Annotated in this window: 12 protein-coding genes and 1 pseudogene; 6 read left to right on the top strand and 7 right to left on the bottom strand. The window is 44.6% G+C overall.

All coding sequences use genetic code 11. The annotated features are described in order from the left end of the window. Positions 1–13: 13 nt before the first annotated feature. Positions 14–1,660: a dipeptide ABC transporter ATP-binding protein gene (locus L3J70_03505; protein ID MCF6235430.1), complete on the bottom strand. Its 1,647-nt coding sequence runs from the start codon at positions 1,658–1,660 to the stop codon at positions 14–16. Positions 1,661–1,765: 105 nt separating this feature from the next. On the opposite strand from L3J70_03505, the gene L3J70_03500 reads away from it, so the two are divergent. The 4 genes from L3J70_03500 to L3J70_03485 all read left to right on the top strand — a co-directional run bounded on the left by L3J70_03500 (position 1,766) and on the right by L3J70_03485 (position 4,220). Then, a complete protein-coding gene (locus L3J70_03500) occupies positions 1,766–2,002 on the top strand; it encodes an AbrB/MazE/SpoVT family DNA-binding domain-containing protein (protein MCF6235429.1) in 237 nt (78 codons plus the stop codon). Positions 2,003–2,010: 8 nt separating this feature from the next. Continuing rightward, entirely contained in the window at positions 2,011–2,439 is a 429-nt protein-coding gene (locus L3J70_03495; protein ID MCF6235428.1) for a type II toxin-antitoxin system VapC family toxin, read from the top strand. Positions 2,440–2,508: 69 nt separating this feature from the next. Next, positions 2,509–3,336, top strand: coding sequence for an inositol monophosphatase family protein (locus tag L3J70_03490; protein ID MCF6235427.1), 828 nt, complete (start codon positions 2,509–2,511; stop codon positions 3,334–3,336). A gap of 227 nt (positions 3,337–3,563) precedes the next feature. Then, positions 3,564–4,220 carry a hypothetical protein gene (locus L3J70_03485; GenBank protein ID MCF6235426.1) on the top strand — a complete coding sequence of 219 codons (657 nt, stop codon included), beginning with the start codon at positions 3,564–3,566 and terminating at the stop codon, positions 4,218–4,220. A 153-nt stretch (positions 4,221–4,373) separates the two neighbouring features. Here the strand turns inward: L3J70_03485 and L3J70_03480 are convergent, their stop codons facing one another. From L3J70_03480 to L3J70_03455, 6 genes and pseudogenes are all read right to left on the bottom strand, one after another. After that, on the bottom strand, positions 4,374–5,690 hold the full coding sequence (locus L3J70_03480; GenBank protein ID MCF6235425.1) for a SulP family inorganic anion transporter: 1,317 nt from the start codon (positions 5,688–5,690) through the stop codon (positions 4,374–4,376). 62 nt (positions 5,691–5,752) lie between these two features. Continuing rightward, complete coding sequence (locus L3J70_03475) at positions 5,753–7,225, bottom strand: glutamate synthase subunit beta (GenBank protein ID MCF6235424.1); 1,473 nt, start codon at positions 7,223–7,225, stop codon at positions 5,753–5,755. Between the two features lie 93 nt (positions 7,226–7,318). Further along, positions 7,319–11,863: a glutamate synthase large subunit gene (gltB, locus tag L3J70_03470; protein MCF6235423.1), complete on the bottom strand. Its 4,545-nt coding sequence runs from the start codon at positions 11,861–11,863 to the stop codon at positions 7,319–7,321. A gap of 28 nt (positions 11,864–11,891) precedes the next feature. Further along, positions 11,892–12,959, bottom strand: a complete 1,068-nt coding sequence (gene hemE / locus L3J70_03465; protein ID MCF6235422.1) for a uroporphyrinogen decarboxylase — start codon at positions 12,957–12,959, stop codon at positions 11,892–11,894. A gap of 269 nt (positions 12,960–13,228) precedes the next feature. Further along, positions 13,229–14,527: a mechanosensitive ion channel gene (locus L3J70_03460; protein ID MCF6235421.1), complete on the bottom strand. Its 1,299-nt coding sequence runs from the start codon at positions 14,525–14,527 to the stop codon at positions 13,229–13,231. Positions 14,528–14,611: 84 nt separating this feature from the next. Continuing rightward, a pseudogene (locus L3J70_03455) lies at positions 14,612–14,780 on the bottom strand (general secretion pathway protein GspF). Positions 14,781–14,789: 9 nt separating this feature from the next. Between L3J70_03455 and L3J70_03450 the strand changes: the two are divergent. Beyond that, positions 14,790–15,056, top strand: a complete 267-nt coding sequence (locus tag L3J70_03450; GenBank protein MCF6235420.1) for a hypothetical protein — start codon at positions 14,790–14,792, stop codon at positions 15,054–15,056. A gap of 28 nt (positions 15,057–15,084) precedes the next feature. Continuing rightward, complete coding sequence (locus tag L3J70_03445; GenBank protein ID MCF6235419.1) at positions 15,085–15,930, top strand: DUF3025 domain-containing protein; 846 nt, start codon at positions 15,085–15,087, stop codon at positions 15,928–15,930. Positions 15,931–16,225 lie beyond the last annotated feature (295 nt).

Raw genomic sequence — 16,225 nt, 5'->3', positions numbered from 1 at the left:
TCATTTCTCGCTTCTAAATTTCAATACGCGGTACAGCAGATAGTAACTGCCTGGTATATTCATGTTGCGGCCGATGACACACTTCAGAGGTCAAACCACGCTCAACAATTTTACCTTCATACATCACCGCCATTTCATCACTCACATACTCTACAACGCCGATATTATGCGTAATAAATAGCAGTGTGAGATTTCGCTCTTGACGAATATCCAGCAGCAACTTTAATATATCTGCTTGCACAGAGACATCCAGGGCACTTGTGATCTCATCACAAACAATAAAGCGAGGCTCTAATACAAGTGCCCGTGCAATTCCGATGCGCTGTCGCTGCCCTCCTGAAAACTCATGGGGATATCGCCAGATATAGTCAGGGTCGAGCTGCACTTGCTCCATCGTTTTACGTGCAATATCCAAACGCTCCTTATGGGATGAACCAATGCCATGCACTTTCATCGGCTCGGTGAGCGTGTTGGCAATAGTTAAACGCGGATTGAGCGAAGACATGGGGTCTTGAAAGATGATCTGCATTTGCCGCCGAAATGGGCGCATCTGTTTACGTGACAACCCAATCAGGGATTTGCCATCAAAATGGATCTCTCCTCCCGTTGAGTCGATCAATCGCAGTAACGCCCGACCTAACGTGCTTTTACCGCACCCAGATTCCCCCACCAGAGCAAGAATTTGCCCTTCAGGAATTTTCAGGTCAATTTCATCAACCGCTCGAACATAGTCAACGGTTCGGCGTAACACACCTTTTTTGATCGGAAAATGAACTTTCAGAGCCGATATATCAAGTAATGCTTTTTGACCTGAATTATAAGTCAACTGTTGCTTTTCTACTCTGGGGAGGTTTTCAGGCAATGCAGCGAGTAGCTGCTTGGTGTATTCATGTTTAGGTGTTTTCAAAACCTCTTTTAACGTACCACATTCAACTATTTTTCCTTGACACATCACCGCCAGACGATCGGCCATCTGCGACACCACACCAAAATCATGGGTGATAAATAGAATACTGGTACCACAGCGCTGCTGAAGATCTTTCATCAAACGTAGAATTTCAGCTTGCACCGTGACATCCAGTGCCGTCGTCGGCTCATCAGCAATCAACAAGTCTGGTTCGCAGGCCATCGCCATGGCAATCATCACCCGTTGACGTTGCCCGCCCGATAAACGATGAGGATACTCATCAATACGCTGCTCGGCATTTGGTATTTTCACCTGTTTAAAAGCTTCAATGGTGCGAGCTCGTGCCTGCGCATGGCTCATTTCAGGATGGTGCTGTTGCAACGCTTCAATCACTTGGTCGCCCACGGTAAAAACGGGATTCAGTGAAGTCATCGGCTCTTGGAAGATCATCGCAATACGTGAGCCACGAATCGGCTGTTTACGTGACTCAGCAAGCGTAATCATATCGACATTTTCAACCTGCCCATCATCATGCCGATAGTCAAACAGAATCTGACCTTCAGGGTGAGAGCTAATATCTTGCGGTAGCAGCTGAATCACAGAAAGTGCGGTGATTGACTTACCACTTCCCGACTCTCCGACCAGGCAAAACGTCTCACCACGATCAATGTGAAAACTCACACCGTCCACTGCTTTAACTATTTCACCCCCACTTTTCAGGTAGGTTTTAAGTTTTTTTACTTGAAGTAGCATGGCTGTTAATTAAGTTAGAGTTTCTAAATGATTAGCGGGAGAATAGCATTTACTTTCAAAACCCGCTATTCTTACCAGGTATTACTTACCTGTTTTGAGAAAATAATGTTAGACACGTCTGTAACAAGCAAAGGCCAAGTCACTATTCCCAAACCTATTCGACAACAGTTGGGAATCAGAAAGGGCAGCAAGATATCCTTTGAGGTGGTAAACGACCATATAGAGCTTAAAATCAAGAGCACACCAGCGGATGTTTCATCCAGCGGCTTTGGTATGTTAAAAGCACGACGTTCAGCAGTACCCGTCGATTTCGATCCCGCAGCGCTGCTAGAGAAAGATTAGGCCGAGTTATGATTGGTCTGGATACAAACGTTTTAGCACGCTACTACATTGAAGATAGCGGCGACAGCGAAGAAAGTAAACAGCGCCTCTGCGCACGCGCACTTATCGAGTCTGGCAGACCTTTAATGGTATGTAAGACTGTTTTGCTTGAGCTTGAATGGGTCATGCGCGGTTATTACGGTTTTAAGCCGAATGACATTGCCAGTGTATTCCAGCACCTTCTCTCTATGAAGCACATCACGATGGAAGAGCGCGAAACCGTAGTGAGTGCAATCTCTGGTTTAGCCGATGGATTGGATTTTGCCGACGCGTTGCATCATGCGAGTTATAAATCTTGTGAGCGTATCGCAACCTTTGATGATAAAAAGTTTGCTCGTCGATTAAACCGACTTGGCATGTCACCGAGGGCATTCATTCCTGGCTCGGAATTTTCGTAACGACTCAGCTCTGTGCCACAAGCCAAACGAATCGGCTGTTTACGCGGTTTCACAAGAGATCTAAAAATAATGAATACTCAACCAGAAAAATCATTACCCGATCTGGAGCAGCTCAAAACTTTAGTGATAACGGCCGCTCATCAGCATCTGTTGCCACGCTTTGGTCAAACGACCCGCTATTTCAAAGGTGATGGTAGCATTGTGACCCAAGCGGATCATGCCATCCAGGATGCCTTGATCACAACATTAAATAAACAGTGGCCAAAAATTCCTGTGCTAGGCGAAGAGATGGAGCCCAAGCAGCAGCAGAAGTTACTGAATGAATCCAGAGATGGACTTTGGATTCTAGACCCGTTGGATGGCACCAGTAATTTTGCCTCTGGAATTCCCTGCTTTGCCGTCTCGTTGGCTCTATTGTGTGATGGAAAAATTCGGCTGGGCATTATTTATGACCCACTACGAAAAGAGTGTTTCAGCGCCATTCATAGTCAAGGTGCATGGCTGAATGGTAAGCCACTGCACCCTGATAATACTACGCTGCCTCTGGAAAAGTGTATGGCGCAGATTGATTTTAAGCGATTACCAACCACACTGGCCGTTCGCCTGGTCAGTGAAATACCTTACAGTTCTCAGCGAAGTTTTGGTTCGGGCGTTTTGGATTGGTGCTGGCTGGCTATGGGCAGAGTGCAGCTCTATTTGCATGGCCAACAGAAGCTTTGGGATATTGCAGCAGGTCAATTAATCCTGGCTGAAGCTGGAGGCCATGCGATGACACTGGAGGGCGAAACAGTATTTCGCTCCAGCCTTGAACCCCGCTCAATCGTCGCCGCGGCAGGACGTGAACAATTTGAAGCTTGGCGCTCAGCCATCGTGGATTCAAGTCAATATGGACGTTGATTTGGTTAGTCTGGATTTTTTGACAAGTACTATGGATGATAAAATACTCAGCGGATTCAGGCTATACATTTCAATACGAAGAGTTAGAAAAATCTCTATTGGATATCTTAATAAACAAGCTTCATGGGATTGAACTGTACCGCCATCAACCTTAACAAAATTTCTACAAAGTGAGATTAATCACGTTAAAATGGCCTGAATTTTTCAAATAACTGGATTAAGACGAAGTGAAAAATAAAAAACTTTTAAAACCATACGGTCAGTTACTATTTTTAGCCACTGTATTCATGTTTTTTTTGAGTGCTTGCGCCAGTGATAGTGCCAGCCACTTACCATCACCATTAGAGCTCCCAGGCGCTATTATTGGTTCAGCCTTTGAAAATACCATTTATAAAGCCAAACGAAAAAAAGTCGCTTCCTATGTTGCGAAGAATTATCTCGCTATTCGTCAGGATGTGATGCAAGGAGGCGGAAAGGCGCTTGAAGGTGCCCTTGATGTTACGGGAATAAAAGGAGGTAAGCGCGATGAAACCAAGAACGATTTAATCACAAACAAAGCCGACTATTTCCAAAATTCAGACATCGTTACCGATGCCTTAATAAACCGCTTTATTTCGTTGTATTCTGTCAAACAAAAAGATAAAAAAATCAATGGCTTTAGCTACACAGAGGCACGCCTTGTGATTAAAAATTATACCGATAAAAATTTTGAAGCATTGCGTATATCTATCCAACAAGGAGAGGGATCAGCATTAAAGGAATTAGCATCACAATTAAATATTAATGACATGAAAAAACAGGCACAATTTAAACAACAAAGCAGGCAACTATATGAAACCCTTTATCTGGAACCTGTCATTGTGGTGCTAATGGTAAATAAGTAGAGAAAACTTCCGCTAACTGCCATGGAAAGCGATACGAAGTGTATAAATAAGCAACGGCATATGTCAGGCATATACTTAGGGAGCACTTTAAATAAGGAGTCCATCCTAAGACCAATACGGGCGCACCGTTGCGAGGGTGTTTGTTAAAAAACCTTAGTTTATCCCTTGTTCGTCGTCTTTAAATTTTTTAAAGTATTGTCTTACAATGGCACGACCTGGCATACGCTCAATTTTGGAAAAAATAACATAACTGATAACCGCGTGAATCACTAACGTAATAATCAACCCTTCAAAAATACCCACCAAAAAGACAAGTAAGCCACAAACGGTTGCAAGCAGCACTGCATAAGGTCCGTGGGTGGCAACGTGCAATAATCCTAAGATCATTTTGATGCCCACAAACGTCATAATAATCGCCAATGCAAAGTAAGGTAAATTATCTAAATACTGGACATTAAACACAAAAAAGGCAATCAATAATCCGATAATTAACACAGAAAACTTTGTGTATGCACCTGCTAAACGGTTGGTTGATGATTTTGCTAAACCATCAAGGTTTGTCATTCCACCAAAGAAACTGGAACCCATATTAGAGACCCAAATAGATAATAACGAGTTGTTTGAGTTGCAAGGTCGTTTTAAGGGGTCAATTTTTTCAATGGCTGCATTACTCATGACTTGCTCAATCACATCTACCACCGCAAGCATTAAAGAGAAAACAATGGCATAGAGCCACAAATACACAGTATCAAACTCGGGTATCGGTAATCTAAGCTCTAACCCAATGTCTTCGACCATGAGCATTTTAACTTCAATGAGTTGAGAAGCCACAATACCAAACACAATCAATGCAAAATAGGGTAACGCGGGTTTGGTGTCTTTAAATTTCTTAAATAACGCAAGAAATAAGATCGCTCCAATAACCGACAGTATGATGACTTGAATTCGAGAATCCAGCCAAAACTCTTCACTCACCGCAACTCCAACGGGTAACATCCAGAGAAAAGGTAAAAATTTAAGAGCAATCTTTAAACCAATTCCGGCTAACAAACCTTCCACTAAATAAGGTGGAACCGCCATTAAAAGATAGCGTTGCCAATTAAACCGCCATATCACGGCTTGAAAGCTGGCCGTCATAAAAATAATGAAAGCCATGTTTTCAAGGCCAAACGAGGCAACCCCCATGGCAAGAATGGGCGCTAACCCCGCCGCAATCCCTGGGGCTCCAATAAAGTTACCCGGACGAAACCAAGCAAATAAGAAACCAATAAAAGAGGCAAATGCAACGGTTGCTAAGCCAACTTGAATGGGATAATCGGACATCATCGCAATTCCGATGGACAATGGAATGGCCATCGTTGCTGTGATCACACCTGCTTGAATATCGCGACCTGCGTATTTTGCTACAAATGCTGCAGAACCATGGTCAATTTTTTGAGCAGGCTCGGTCTTTGTATTTTTACTCGTCATTGCTTTATTACACCCATTTAATCCAGGTTCGATAAGGGGTCAATCCTACCTCCACATCAACTCTAAGGCAAATCACTCTCACCTATCAAAAAACGGTCAATTTCACGCGCCACGCCACGCCCTTCATTAATCGCCCAAACGACCAGAGACTGACCTCGGCGACAATCACCTGCGGTGAAGACCTTTTCTACATTGGTGTTATATTGATCATAATCCGCTTTATAGTTTCCCCGCTGATCCAGATCGACCCCACTTGCTTCACTGATATAGTGCTCTGGGCTGACAAACCCCATAGAAAGTAACACTAAATCTGTTTGCCAGGTTTTTTCTGTGCCTGCTTTTTCGCTCATCTTCCATTGACCAGACTCTTTGCTCCACTCAACTTCTACGGTTTTAATCGCAGTCACATGACCACTATCATCACCGACAAAGCCTTTGCTTAATAAATTATAGCAACGAGGATCATCGCCATCACGTTCAATGGCTTCTTCATGACCATAGTCTGTTCTGAGAATCAGCGGCCACTCAGGCCACGGATTGTTTTCAGCACGTTTTACTGGAGGCTCGGACATCAATTCAAAATTAACCACCGAAGTACAACCGTGACGTAGCGCAGTTGCAATACAGTCTGTACCCGTATCACCGCCACCAATGACCACAACATTTTTATCTTTAGCTGAGATATAGTTGCCATCTTCTAAATGGGAGTCAAGGTAACTGCGAGTATTTGCAGTCAGAAAATCCATTGCAAACTCAACGCCTTGCAATGAACGATTTTCAATCGGAAGGTCTCGTGGCTGAGTTGCGCCTGTCGCAAAAAGAACGGCATCATAAGCTTCAATCAGCTCATTCACATCAACACTGCCTTCACCCTCACCGCCAACATCGGCATTAACAACAAAGGTAATTCCCGCATCACGCATCAACTGTACACGGCGATTAATAAGTTCTTTATCCAACTTCATATTGGGAATGCCGTACATCAGCAAACCACCGATACGATCGGCACGTTCAAAGACTGTGACCAGATGACCTGCAAGATTTAACTGCTCCGCAGCAGCCAAACCCGCTGGGCCTGAGCCGATAATGGCCACTTCATAACCGCTGCGTATTTCAGGCCGTTGAACCTTAACCCAGCGTTCATCAAAAGCACGATCAACAATCGCTTGTTCGATATTTTTAATGGTAACAGGCGGTTCAATCACTCCCAGAACACACGAGCCTTCACAAGGTGCTGGGCAGACTCGGCCAGTAAACTCTGGAAAATTATTGGTCGCATGCAATCGCATGGACGCTTCGCGCCAGCGACCGTTATAGACAAGATCATTCCATTCTGGAATCAGGTTATCAACTGGGCAACCGGTATCTGAGTGGCAAAATGGTACGCCACAATCCATGCAGCGTGCGCCCTGAATTTTAAGCAGGCTTTCATCGGCCACTGTATAAATTTCACCATAATCACCCATACGTGTTTTTGCAGAGCGATAAGGGGTTGTTTGACGTGTAAACTCTTTAAAACCGGTTGGCTTACCCATGACTTTTTGATCTCTACTATTATAACTTCTAAAGCCGCTGTTCAGAGAAACCTGAACAGCGGCATATTTCATTTGACTGTATTAAACAGGAGCCTATTCCGCCGCCTGCTTTTGTGCTTGCTCCAGTAAAACCCGTTTGTAATCACGCGGCATCACTTTAATAAACTGAGGCAATATATTTTTCCAATCGCTAATAATTTTTTCGGCAACCGTTGACCCAGTATATTTTTGGTGCTTTTCAATCAGCGCTTTCAGCTCACTGATATCGGCATCCGTTTCGACAGCATCTAAATCGACCATCGCTTGGTTGCATTTATCTGAAAATTCATCTTTTGGATCCCAGACATAAGCAATACCACCGCTCATACCCGCCGCAAAGTTACGACCCGTCGAACCTAATACAACCACTCGACCTCCGGTCATATATTCACAAGCATGATCACCGACACCTTCAACCACCGTAGAAGCACCACTATTTCGCACACAAAAGCGCTCTGCGGCAATGCCACGGAAAAAACCTTCACCGCTCGTTGCACCGTAACAAGTAACATTACCGATAATAATGTTATCTTCGGCTTTAAATGTACTCTTACAATCAGGGTAGACCACAATACGTCCACCACTGAGACCTTTGCCTACAAAGTCATTCGCATCGCCTTCAAGCTCAATGCTGATACCCTTCGCTAACCATGCACCTAAACTTTGACCCGCAGAGCCATGCAGCTTGATGTGAATGGTATCTTCCGGCAACAGATCCGCGCCCCATTTTTTTGCAATTTCGTGGGATAACATAGTGCCGACAACACGATTCAAATTAATTACAGGCAATTCGATATGAACAGGTTTTCCAGACTGAATCGCAGGTTGTGATAATTTAATCAGCTGCATATCCAAAGCTTGTTCCAGACCATGATTCTGCTGCATTGTTTGATAAACATCATCACCTGATTCATTGTTGGCAGGCGTTAAAATCGGCGTTAAATCCAGACCGGATGATTTCCAGTGCCCAATCGCATCATCCACTTCAAGCACATCCACTCGGCCAACCATCTCATTGATGGTTTTAAATCCCAATTGAGCCATGATGCGGCGCATGTCTTCTGCAACCATGAAGAGATAGTTCACCAGGTGATCGGGTTTTCCTGAGAATTTTTTACGTAGGTCAGGATCTTGTGTCGCAATACCCACTGGACAGGTGTTCATGTGGCATTTACGCATCATGATACAACCCAGTGTAATGAGCGGCGCTGTCGCAAAACCAAACTCTTCAGCGCCGAGCAGCGTGGCAATGGCAACATCACGACCTGTTTTCAATTGACCGTCTGTTTGCACGGTGACACGAGAACGAAGATTATTTAGCACCAGCGTTTGATGGGTTTCCGCCAAGCCTAATTCCCAAGGCAATCCGGCGTGTTTAATCGAAGTCAAAGGAGATGCACCCGTTCCGCCATCATGACCTGAGATCAGAATATGATCTGCCAATGCTTTGGTCACACCTGCCGCAACTGTACCCACACCGACTTCAGAGACCAGTTTGACACTGATTCGTGCCGATGGATTCGCATTTTTTACATCGTGAATCAGCTGTGCCATATCTTCAATCGAATAGATATCGTGATGTGGCGGTGGGCTGATCAAGCCGACACCCGGTGTCGAATGACGGGTTCTGGCAATCACTTCATCGACTTTTGAACCCGGCAGCTCCCCACCTTCACCAGGTTTTGCGCCTTGTGAAATTTTGATCTGAATTTCGTCAGCATTGCTCAGATAATTAATCGTAACGCCAAAACGACCTGAAGCGACTTGTTTGATTTTCGATCGTTTGCTGTCACCATTGGGCATCGTATTCCAACGTGCAGGATCTTCACCGCCTTCGCCCGTATTCGATTTACCGCCAAGGCGATTCATCGCAATGGCGAGTGACTCATGGCTCTCCGCAGAGATTGAACCAAAACTGATCGCGCCCGTTACAAAGCGCTTAACAATTTCCGATGCTGACTCGACTTGATCAATAGCAATTGAACCACCATTGACGTTATTTTTAAATTTCAACAGACCACGCAGCGCACATTTTTTTGTCGCTTCACCATCGGCATGATCCGCAAACTTTCGATACGCTGCATCACTGTTGGTGCGAGCCGCCACCTGCAAGTTTGCAATCGATTCAGGATCCCACATATGGCGTTCACCTTTAGAGCGCCAATGATAGTCTCCAGGATTATGCAGGCTCACCACTTCATGGCCATAACCTAATTGATGGCGGCGCAATGCCTCTTCAGCCAATAGATTAAAACCAACGCCTTTAATACGACTCGCTGTATTGCTAAAGCAGTAATCAACCACTTCATTTGCAACACCCAAAGCCTCAAAAATTTGAGCGCCCTTGTATGACTGCAAGGTTGAAATTCCCATTTTAGCCATGACTTTCAACATGCCCTTTGCGACACCTTTACGGTACGCATCGACGATTTTGTCATCATGATCGAAACGTTCGCCTGGTAATAAACCATCACGCTGTGCTTGCCACAGTGATTCAAAAGCCAGATAGGGATTGATTGCATCCGCACCATAGCCAATCAACAAACAGTGGTGGTGGACTTCACGCGCCTCACCCGTTTCAACAATTAGCCCGATACGTGCACGATCATGGCGTTTTACTAAATGTTGGTGTACCGCCCCTGTTGCCAATAATGTACTGACGGCCACCTGATCAACATCAATATTACGATCAGACAATATAATCAAACTATAGCCATCGGCAACGCATGTTGCGGCCTCATCACAAATGCGATCCAGCGCAACCAATAAACCGATCTCCTCATCCACTTCTGGATAAGTTATATCAATCGTTTTGGCTTTCCAGCCACGATGGTCAATATGTTTGAGCGCAGTCAGCTCTTCATTACGCAAAATCGGGTGCGGCAACAATAAGCGATGCACCTGCTCTTCTGTGGTATCAAGCAGATTACCTTCAGGCCCAATGAAACACTCAAGAGACATCACCACTTCTTCGCGAATCGAATCAACCGCTGGATTAGTGACCTGTGCAAAAATCTGTCTGAAATAGTCGTAAACCATACGGGGCTGATCTGACAAACACGCCAGCGCGGCATCGTTACCCATGGAACCCACCGGATCACGCAACTCATTGACTAATGGCAGCAACATAAACTGCATTGTTTCAGTGGTATAACCAAAAGCACGCATGCGAGGCAATAGTGTCTCAGGATAAAAACCATGCGCTTCTTTATCCGCATGGATATCTTGCAGTGTGATGACCTGATTTTTTAGCCAAGTACCGTAAGGATTTCGTGTTGCAAAATCATGTTTGAGCTCTTCGTCACGAATCAAACGTCCTTCTTCAAAGTCGATCAAAAACATACGGCCTGGTTGCAAGCGACCTTTGTGCTTTATATTCGCGGGATCAATTTCAACCACACCGACTTCAGAAGCCATAATGACTCGATCATCGTGCGTGACATAATAACGACTGGGGCGCAGACCATTACGATCAAGTACTGCGCCGACATAGTGACCATCGGTAAATGCAATGGAAGCGGGGCCATCCCAAGGTTCCATCAGCGCTGAAAAATATTTATAAAAATCACGTTTATCCTGTGGCATCTGCTCATTGCCTTGCCACGCTTCCGGTACCATCATCATTGCTGCTTCTTGCAATGTGCGGCCATTCATCAATAAAAACTCTAATACGTTGTCAAAACCACCGGAGTCCGAACCACCGCTTTCAATCACCGGAAACTGTTTTTCAAGGCGATCGCCAAATACGTCACTTTTAGCCAACCCTTCACGCGCACCCATCCAGTTTTTATTGCCTTGCAGGGTATTGATTTCACCGTTATGCGACATAAAACGCAGCGGCTGCGCACGATCCCAAGATGGAAATGTATTGGTGCTGAAACGAGAATGCACCATCGCCAGATGGGCGACATAATCAGGGTCTGCAAGATCACTGTAAAAAGGCATCAACTGATCAGGAGTCAACATACCTTTATAAACAATCACGCGTGATGAAAGGCTGCAAAAATAGAACATCTCTGCCTGTGCAAGATACTGGTCACTACGAATCAAACGACTGCAACGTTTGCGAATCAAATAAAGCTCACGTTCAAACGCTTCTGAAGAGACACCTTCACCTGCAGAAATAAATAGCTGCTCGATCTGTGGCTGCGCATCACGGGCAATCTGACCGATATCTGCTTTTTGTGCATCAACAGGCAGTTCACGCCAACCAATCAAGGTTTGCTTTTGAGCAATAACAATCTCTTCAACCACTTTTTTACAATGCAAACGCTGCTTTGCATCGGTGGGTAAAAAGACATTGCCTGCACAAAAAAGCCCATTTTCTGGCAGTTCAATATCAAATGTCTCACGCGCTATTCGGCGTAAAAAATCATACGGCAATGTCGTCAACATTCCCGAGCCATCACCGGTATTCGGCTCAGCGCCAAAACCACCCCGATGCTCCATACGACGCAACAGGTGGTCTGCATCTACGACGATTTGGTGATCCGGTTTACCCTTGATATTCGCAACAAAACCTACACCACAACTGTCTTTTTCATTTGCGGGATCATACAGCCCATGTTTGGCGGGCAAACCGTATCTATTTTTAGTCACTACTTCTTTACTCAATTAAATCTATTTTTTATCCAGCATGAAAGGGCACGCTTTGCGCGTGAACTGCATCAACTAATATTTTTACATGATCAGGATTAATCTTCTGGTGGATACCATGTCCGAGGTTAAAAACATGGCCTGAACCTTGACCATAGCTCGAAAGGATCGTACCGACCTCTTTCTCAATTCGCATCGGCGATGCATATAAAATGCTCGGATCCATATTGCCCTGCAAAGCCACTCGATCACCAATGCGCTTGCGTGCGTCGCCGATATTAATTGTCCAATCCAGACCTACGGCATCACACCCAGTATCCGCAATGGCTTCTAACCAGGCACCGCCCCCTTTGGTAAACAGTGTCACAGGCACACGTCGTCCATCATTTTCACGCGTAAGACCTTTAACAATCTGATCCATGTAGCGCAGTGAAAACTCTTCGTAATCACGAGGAGAGAGCACACCACCCCAAGTATCAAAAACCATCACCGACTGTGCGCCCGCTGCAATTTGTGCGTTCAGGTAGGAAACAACAGATTTCGCCAAGATATCTAAAAGACGGTGCATCTCTTTTGGAGAGCTAAACATCATGCCTTTTACTTTGCCGAAATCTTTGGTTGTACCGCCTTCAACCATATAAGTCGCTAAAGTCCACGGACTGCCAGAAAAGCCGATTAATGGAATTTCACCATTCAATTCACGACGAATCACGCGCACCGCATCCATCACATAACGGAGCTCGACTTCAGGATCAAGCACACCCAGCGCATCAATATCCGCCGCACACTGAATGGTTTTTTTAAAGCGAGGGCCTTCGCCTTCAGCGAAATAGAGACCCAGCCCCATTGCATCAGGAATGGTCAGAATATCAGAAAAAAGAATCGCTGCATCAAGGTCAAAACGTTTAAGTGGCTGCAAAGTCACCTCACACGCCAAATCAGGATTGGTACACAAATCCATAAATGATCCCGCTCGCGCACGCGCTTCACGGTATTCAGGCAGATAGCGCCCCGCTTGGCGCATCACCCATAAAGGCGTTGCATCGACAGGTTCACGCAATAGCGCTCGAAGGTAGCGATCATTTTTTAATGCACTCATACAGGCAGTTTTTCCTCGAAAAATATGGTGAAAATAGCCGAAAAGTATACAACCTAAATCCTGAGAGTGCTAGCAGTAGCCCAAATCCCCAGATAGGATTTCATCCGAACTGCAAGTCTTTTAAATCCCTCTTTAAAGTCTTATTGCTGGCCATCACAGCGTGTATGGCTGAAAGATTTAATCAAAAACAGCTCCTCATGTGAAGAAGTCCACATAAGTTACCATTCAAGAAACATTGAATGAGCTTAGTTGCCATTGTCCTGAGCAGACTAACCCTTCATCTCTCCCACTATTTTAACTTCGCGTTGTGGAAATGGTATCTCAATATTATTTTCTTTCAACGCGTGCCAAATCATGAGTTTCAAATCAGCATCGACGTGGTTAGGGCCATCATCAATACCATCCATCCAGAACTCCACTAAAATATCGACACCTGATTCCCCGAACTCACTGATTTCAGCATCAGCCAGTTCAGGTTTTTCCAGCACCTTCGGGTGACTTCTGACTGTTTTTCTTACAATCTCCAACATTTGATCCATATCAGTCTTATAGGCGACTGAAAATTCAATCTCATAGCGTTGAAATTTATCACGATGCGTCCAGTTGGTGAACGTCGTTGTAATAAATTGTTCATTGGGTACAACAATGTCTTTACCATCAAAAGTCTCGAGTGTTGTCGCACGCATGCTGAGTTCTCGAATCGTCCCTGATTGACCATTTTCTAATTCGATATAGTCTCCTACTGTGACAGAGCGATCAAGCAATATAATGAGACCCGAAATAAAGTTTGAAGCGATTTGTTGTAAGCCAAAGCCTAACCCCACACCCAAAGCACCACCAAAGACGGCCAGAGTGGTAAGATTGATTCCCATGACTTGTAACAACAATATAAATATCGCGGCAAACACGGCAATTTGGAACAGTTTAGCCATAACTTCGCGTGTACCAAGATCAAGTGCTTCTTGTTTGCGAATGGCTTTTTGGCCAGCGTTGTTTGATAAACGACCAAGCCAAAATAAAACTCCACCAAAGAGCAATACGCGCGCGATACCGTAGAGAGAAATACGGATATTGCCCGCTTCAATGGCAATGCCGTCAAGATGAGTGATGGTGTCATCCAGCCAATCAAAAACATACAACATAGCAATGGGTAGCACTACCCATTTAACTAAGGTTTGAAGGAGCGGGTTACTAATGTATCGCACAGCGACAGTGTAGAGTAAACCAATAACTGCCAACCCCTGGGCAATGCGTATGAGCCAGTTTTGCTCAACAAAAGCACCGCTCAGTTGAACTGCGGCACCCAGTAATACGACGATTAATAAAGGAAACAGCAGTGCTTGCAATTTAAATAATGTTTGGCGCAAAACCAGGAAAGCACCCGCTTCAGGCTCAGTCTGAAAAAAGGGTGTTGCTTTACGAATAAAACGTGCAAAAATTGATGCGGCAATGATCGCCAGTACGACCAGTCCTATCTGCGTGTAGAACTCAGGGCTCTCTCCCCAGGCGACCACTTTGCCAAGCAACCAATCAAACTCTTCAGTAAATTTACTAATGAACGATTCCATCTTCTATCCCTTCGGGTGGAACTTTAATTCCTGCACCTTATCAGCTAAGTTAATTTTCACCAAGTCACAGAATCAACCCACTACTCAGATTGTCCTGTTAACAATAGATTGAAAAGCTGTCAAACTATCCAGCATGCTTGAATTGCCCTGTTTCACCATGCAGAGTCATATAGTTGAGCGCAACGGTTTCTACCAGTAAATTGACCTTATTGGCCGCAGGGCTGGAGGCTGTTTCGACGGATCCATCGGCGCGGTCACCTGTATGGTAGTCGTAAACTCCGATTGTGATCGAAAATTAAGGGAGGTTGATTTTTTAGTTTCAAAAGATGGCAAACCATGGCTTATAGTTGAGATTAAATCCTCCATGGATAAACCGCTTTCCAGCAGTCTCGAGGTATTTGCAAAACAACTCAAGGTAGATCATGTGTTTCAAGTCGCCATTGATGGTGAATTTATTGATAAAAATGTATTTGATGTAAAGCACCCTGTAATTGTGCCTACCAAAACTTTTTTATCACAATTGGTTTAGGTTCAACAATAAGGCTATATTTACAAATATGCTTAAACTACCCAACTGGGAACCCTGTTTTTATCAACGCTCTCCACTATTTAAACCACTCCAACACTTAGCCGAATACTTTGACCAATACCAACAGTGGCCGAGTTTAAAGGAGTACCAAAAATTATTAGACAATTGGCCTAAGCCGATTAAAACACTGAGCAACCAACCCATTACTATCGCATCTCAAGCAGGTAAACCTGGGCACTTTAATGAACATTATGCACCGCGCATATACATCACTGGAGAAATCCAGACACGTCTGGAAAACTGGCACGATTTTTTTCAATACCTCAGCTGGCTCATGTTCCCCACTACGAAAGCCATTATCAACTCTATGCATATCCCCTATGCCCAGCAGCGTATTGAACACGGCGGTGATTTAGGGAGGCGCAGCCCTGTTGAAAATATGCTTTCACTCTTTGATGAAGGAGGCGCAGTGCTCGTTTCCAGTGATGAAAGCTTGTTGCAATTGGTGCGAGACTTTCAGTGGAAAACACTCTTCTGGAAACGAAGAGAAGAGTTAGCACAGAAATTTTCCTGCATTCCCTTTGGCCATGCGGTTTACGAAAAAGGATTAGCACCCTATATCGGCATGACCGCCAACTGCATTTTACTGAGTAGCGGAAAAGATTATTTTGAAATGAGTAGCACGGAGAAACTTGCCTGGATCGACAAACAACTCGCTCCTTTATTGAATAAAGGAGCCGCGCTGCAAAAACCCAAAGACCTCTCACCTTTTCCTATATTAGGCATGCCAGGGTGGGATGAGAACAATCAGCGGGAGAGTTATTACGATAATATTCGTTACTTTCGGCCTGGACGGCGCCAAGGTGAAAGATGAAACAATCGCACACCCGCCACTCCAGACAAAACAGCATTATCACCTAAAAATCTAACTAAATCATCTCCTACCTGTATGCGTGCTCATGCAATCCAGTTTATACTGCCATCAAATTCAAAATAACACCCCTGAAGATAAAAGAGAGTCAAAGTGTAGAAGTTATTTCGTAAGCGTTTCTTTTAAGGAACTTTTTCAGCCCAATCTGCACCAATTTAAAACAATAAAAACCTGACAAGCAATCCGACATTTTAACCTTAATATGATTTTGCGTGATAACAAGCTCACTGCCCTTGCA

Source organism: Gammaproteobacteria bacterium (assembly GCA_021648145.1).
In the GTDB taxonomy this organism is placed as follows: Bacteria; Pseudomonadota; Gammaproteobacteria; order JAADGQ01; family JAADGQ01; genus S141-38.
The sequence above is the reverse complement of the archived record's forward strand: the minus strand, read 5'-3'. Positions and strand labels throughout refer to the sequence as shown.

Bases quoted from the DNA above. Each gene is read 5' to 3' on its own strand.
- hemE (MCF6235422.1), bottom strand. From the start codon at position 12,959: ATGAGTGCATTAAAAAATGATCGCTACCTTCGAGCGCTATTGCGTGAA.
- L3J70_03495 (MCF6235428.1), top strand. From the start codon at position 2,011: ATGATTGGTCTGGATACAAACGTTTTAGCACGCTACTACATTGAAGAT.
- L3J70_03500 (MCF6235429.1), top strand. From the start codon at position 1,766: ATGTTAGACACGTCTGTAACAAGCAAAGGCCAAGTCACTATTCCCAAA.
- L3J70_03480 (MCF6235425.1), bottom strand. From the start codon at position 5,690: ATGACGAGTAAAAATACAAAGACCGAGCCTGCTCAAAAAATTGACCAT.
- L3J70_03490 (MCF6235427.1), top strand. From the start codon at position 2,509: ATGAATACTCAACCAGAAAAATCATTACCCGATCTGGAGCAGCTCAAA.
- L3J70_03505 (MCF6235430.1), bottom strand. From the start codon at position 1,660: ATGCTACTTCAAGTAAAAAAACTTAAAACCTACCTGAAAAGTGGGGGT.
- L3J70_03460 (MCF6235421.1), bottom strand. From the start codon at position 14,527: ATGGAATCGTTCATTAGTAAATTTACTGAAGAGTTTGATTGGTTGCTT.
- L3J70_03450 (MCF6235420.1), top strand. From the start codon at position 14,790: ATGGTAGTCGTAAACTCCGATTGTGATCGAAAATTAAGGGAGGTTGAT.
- L3J70_03445 (MCF6235419.1), top strand. From the start codon at position 15,085: ATGCTTAAACTACCCAACTGGGAACCCTGTTTTTATCAACGCTCTCCA.
- L3J70_03475 (MCF6235424.1), bottom strand. From the start codon at position 7,225: ATGGGTAAGCCAACCGGTTTTAAAGAGTTTACACGTCAAACAACCCCT.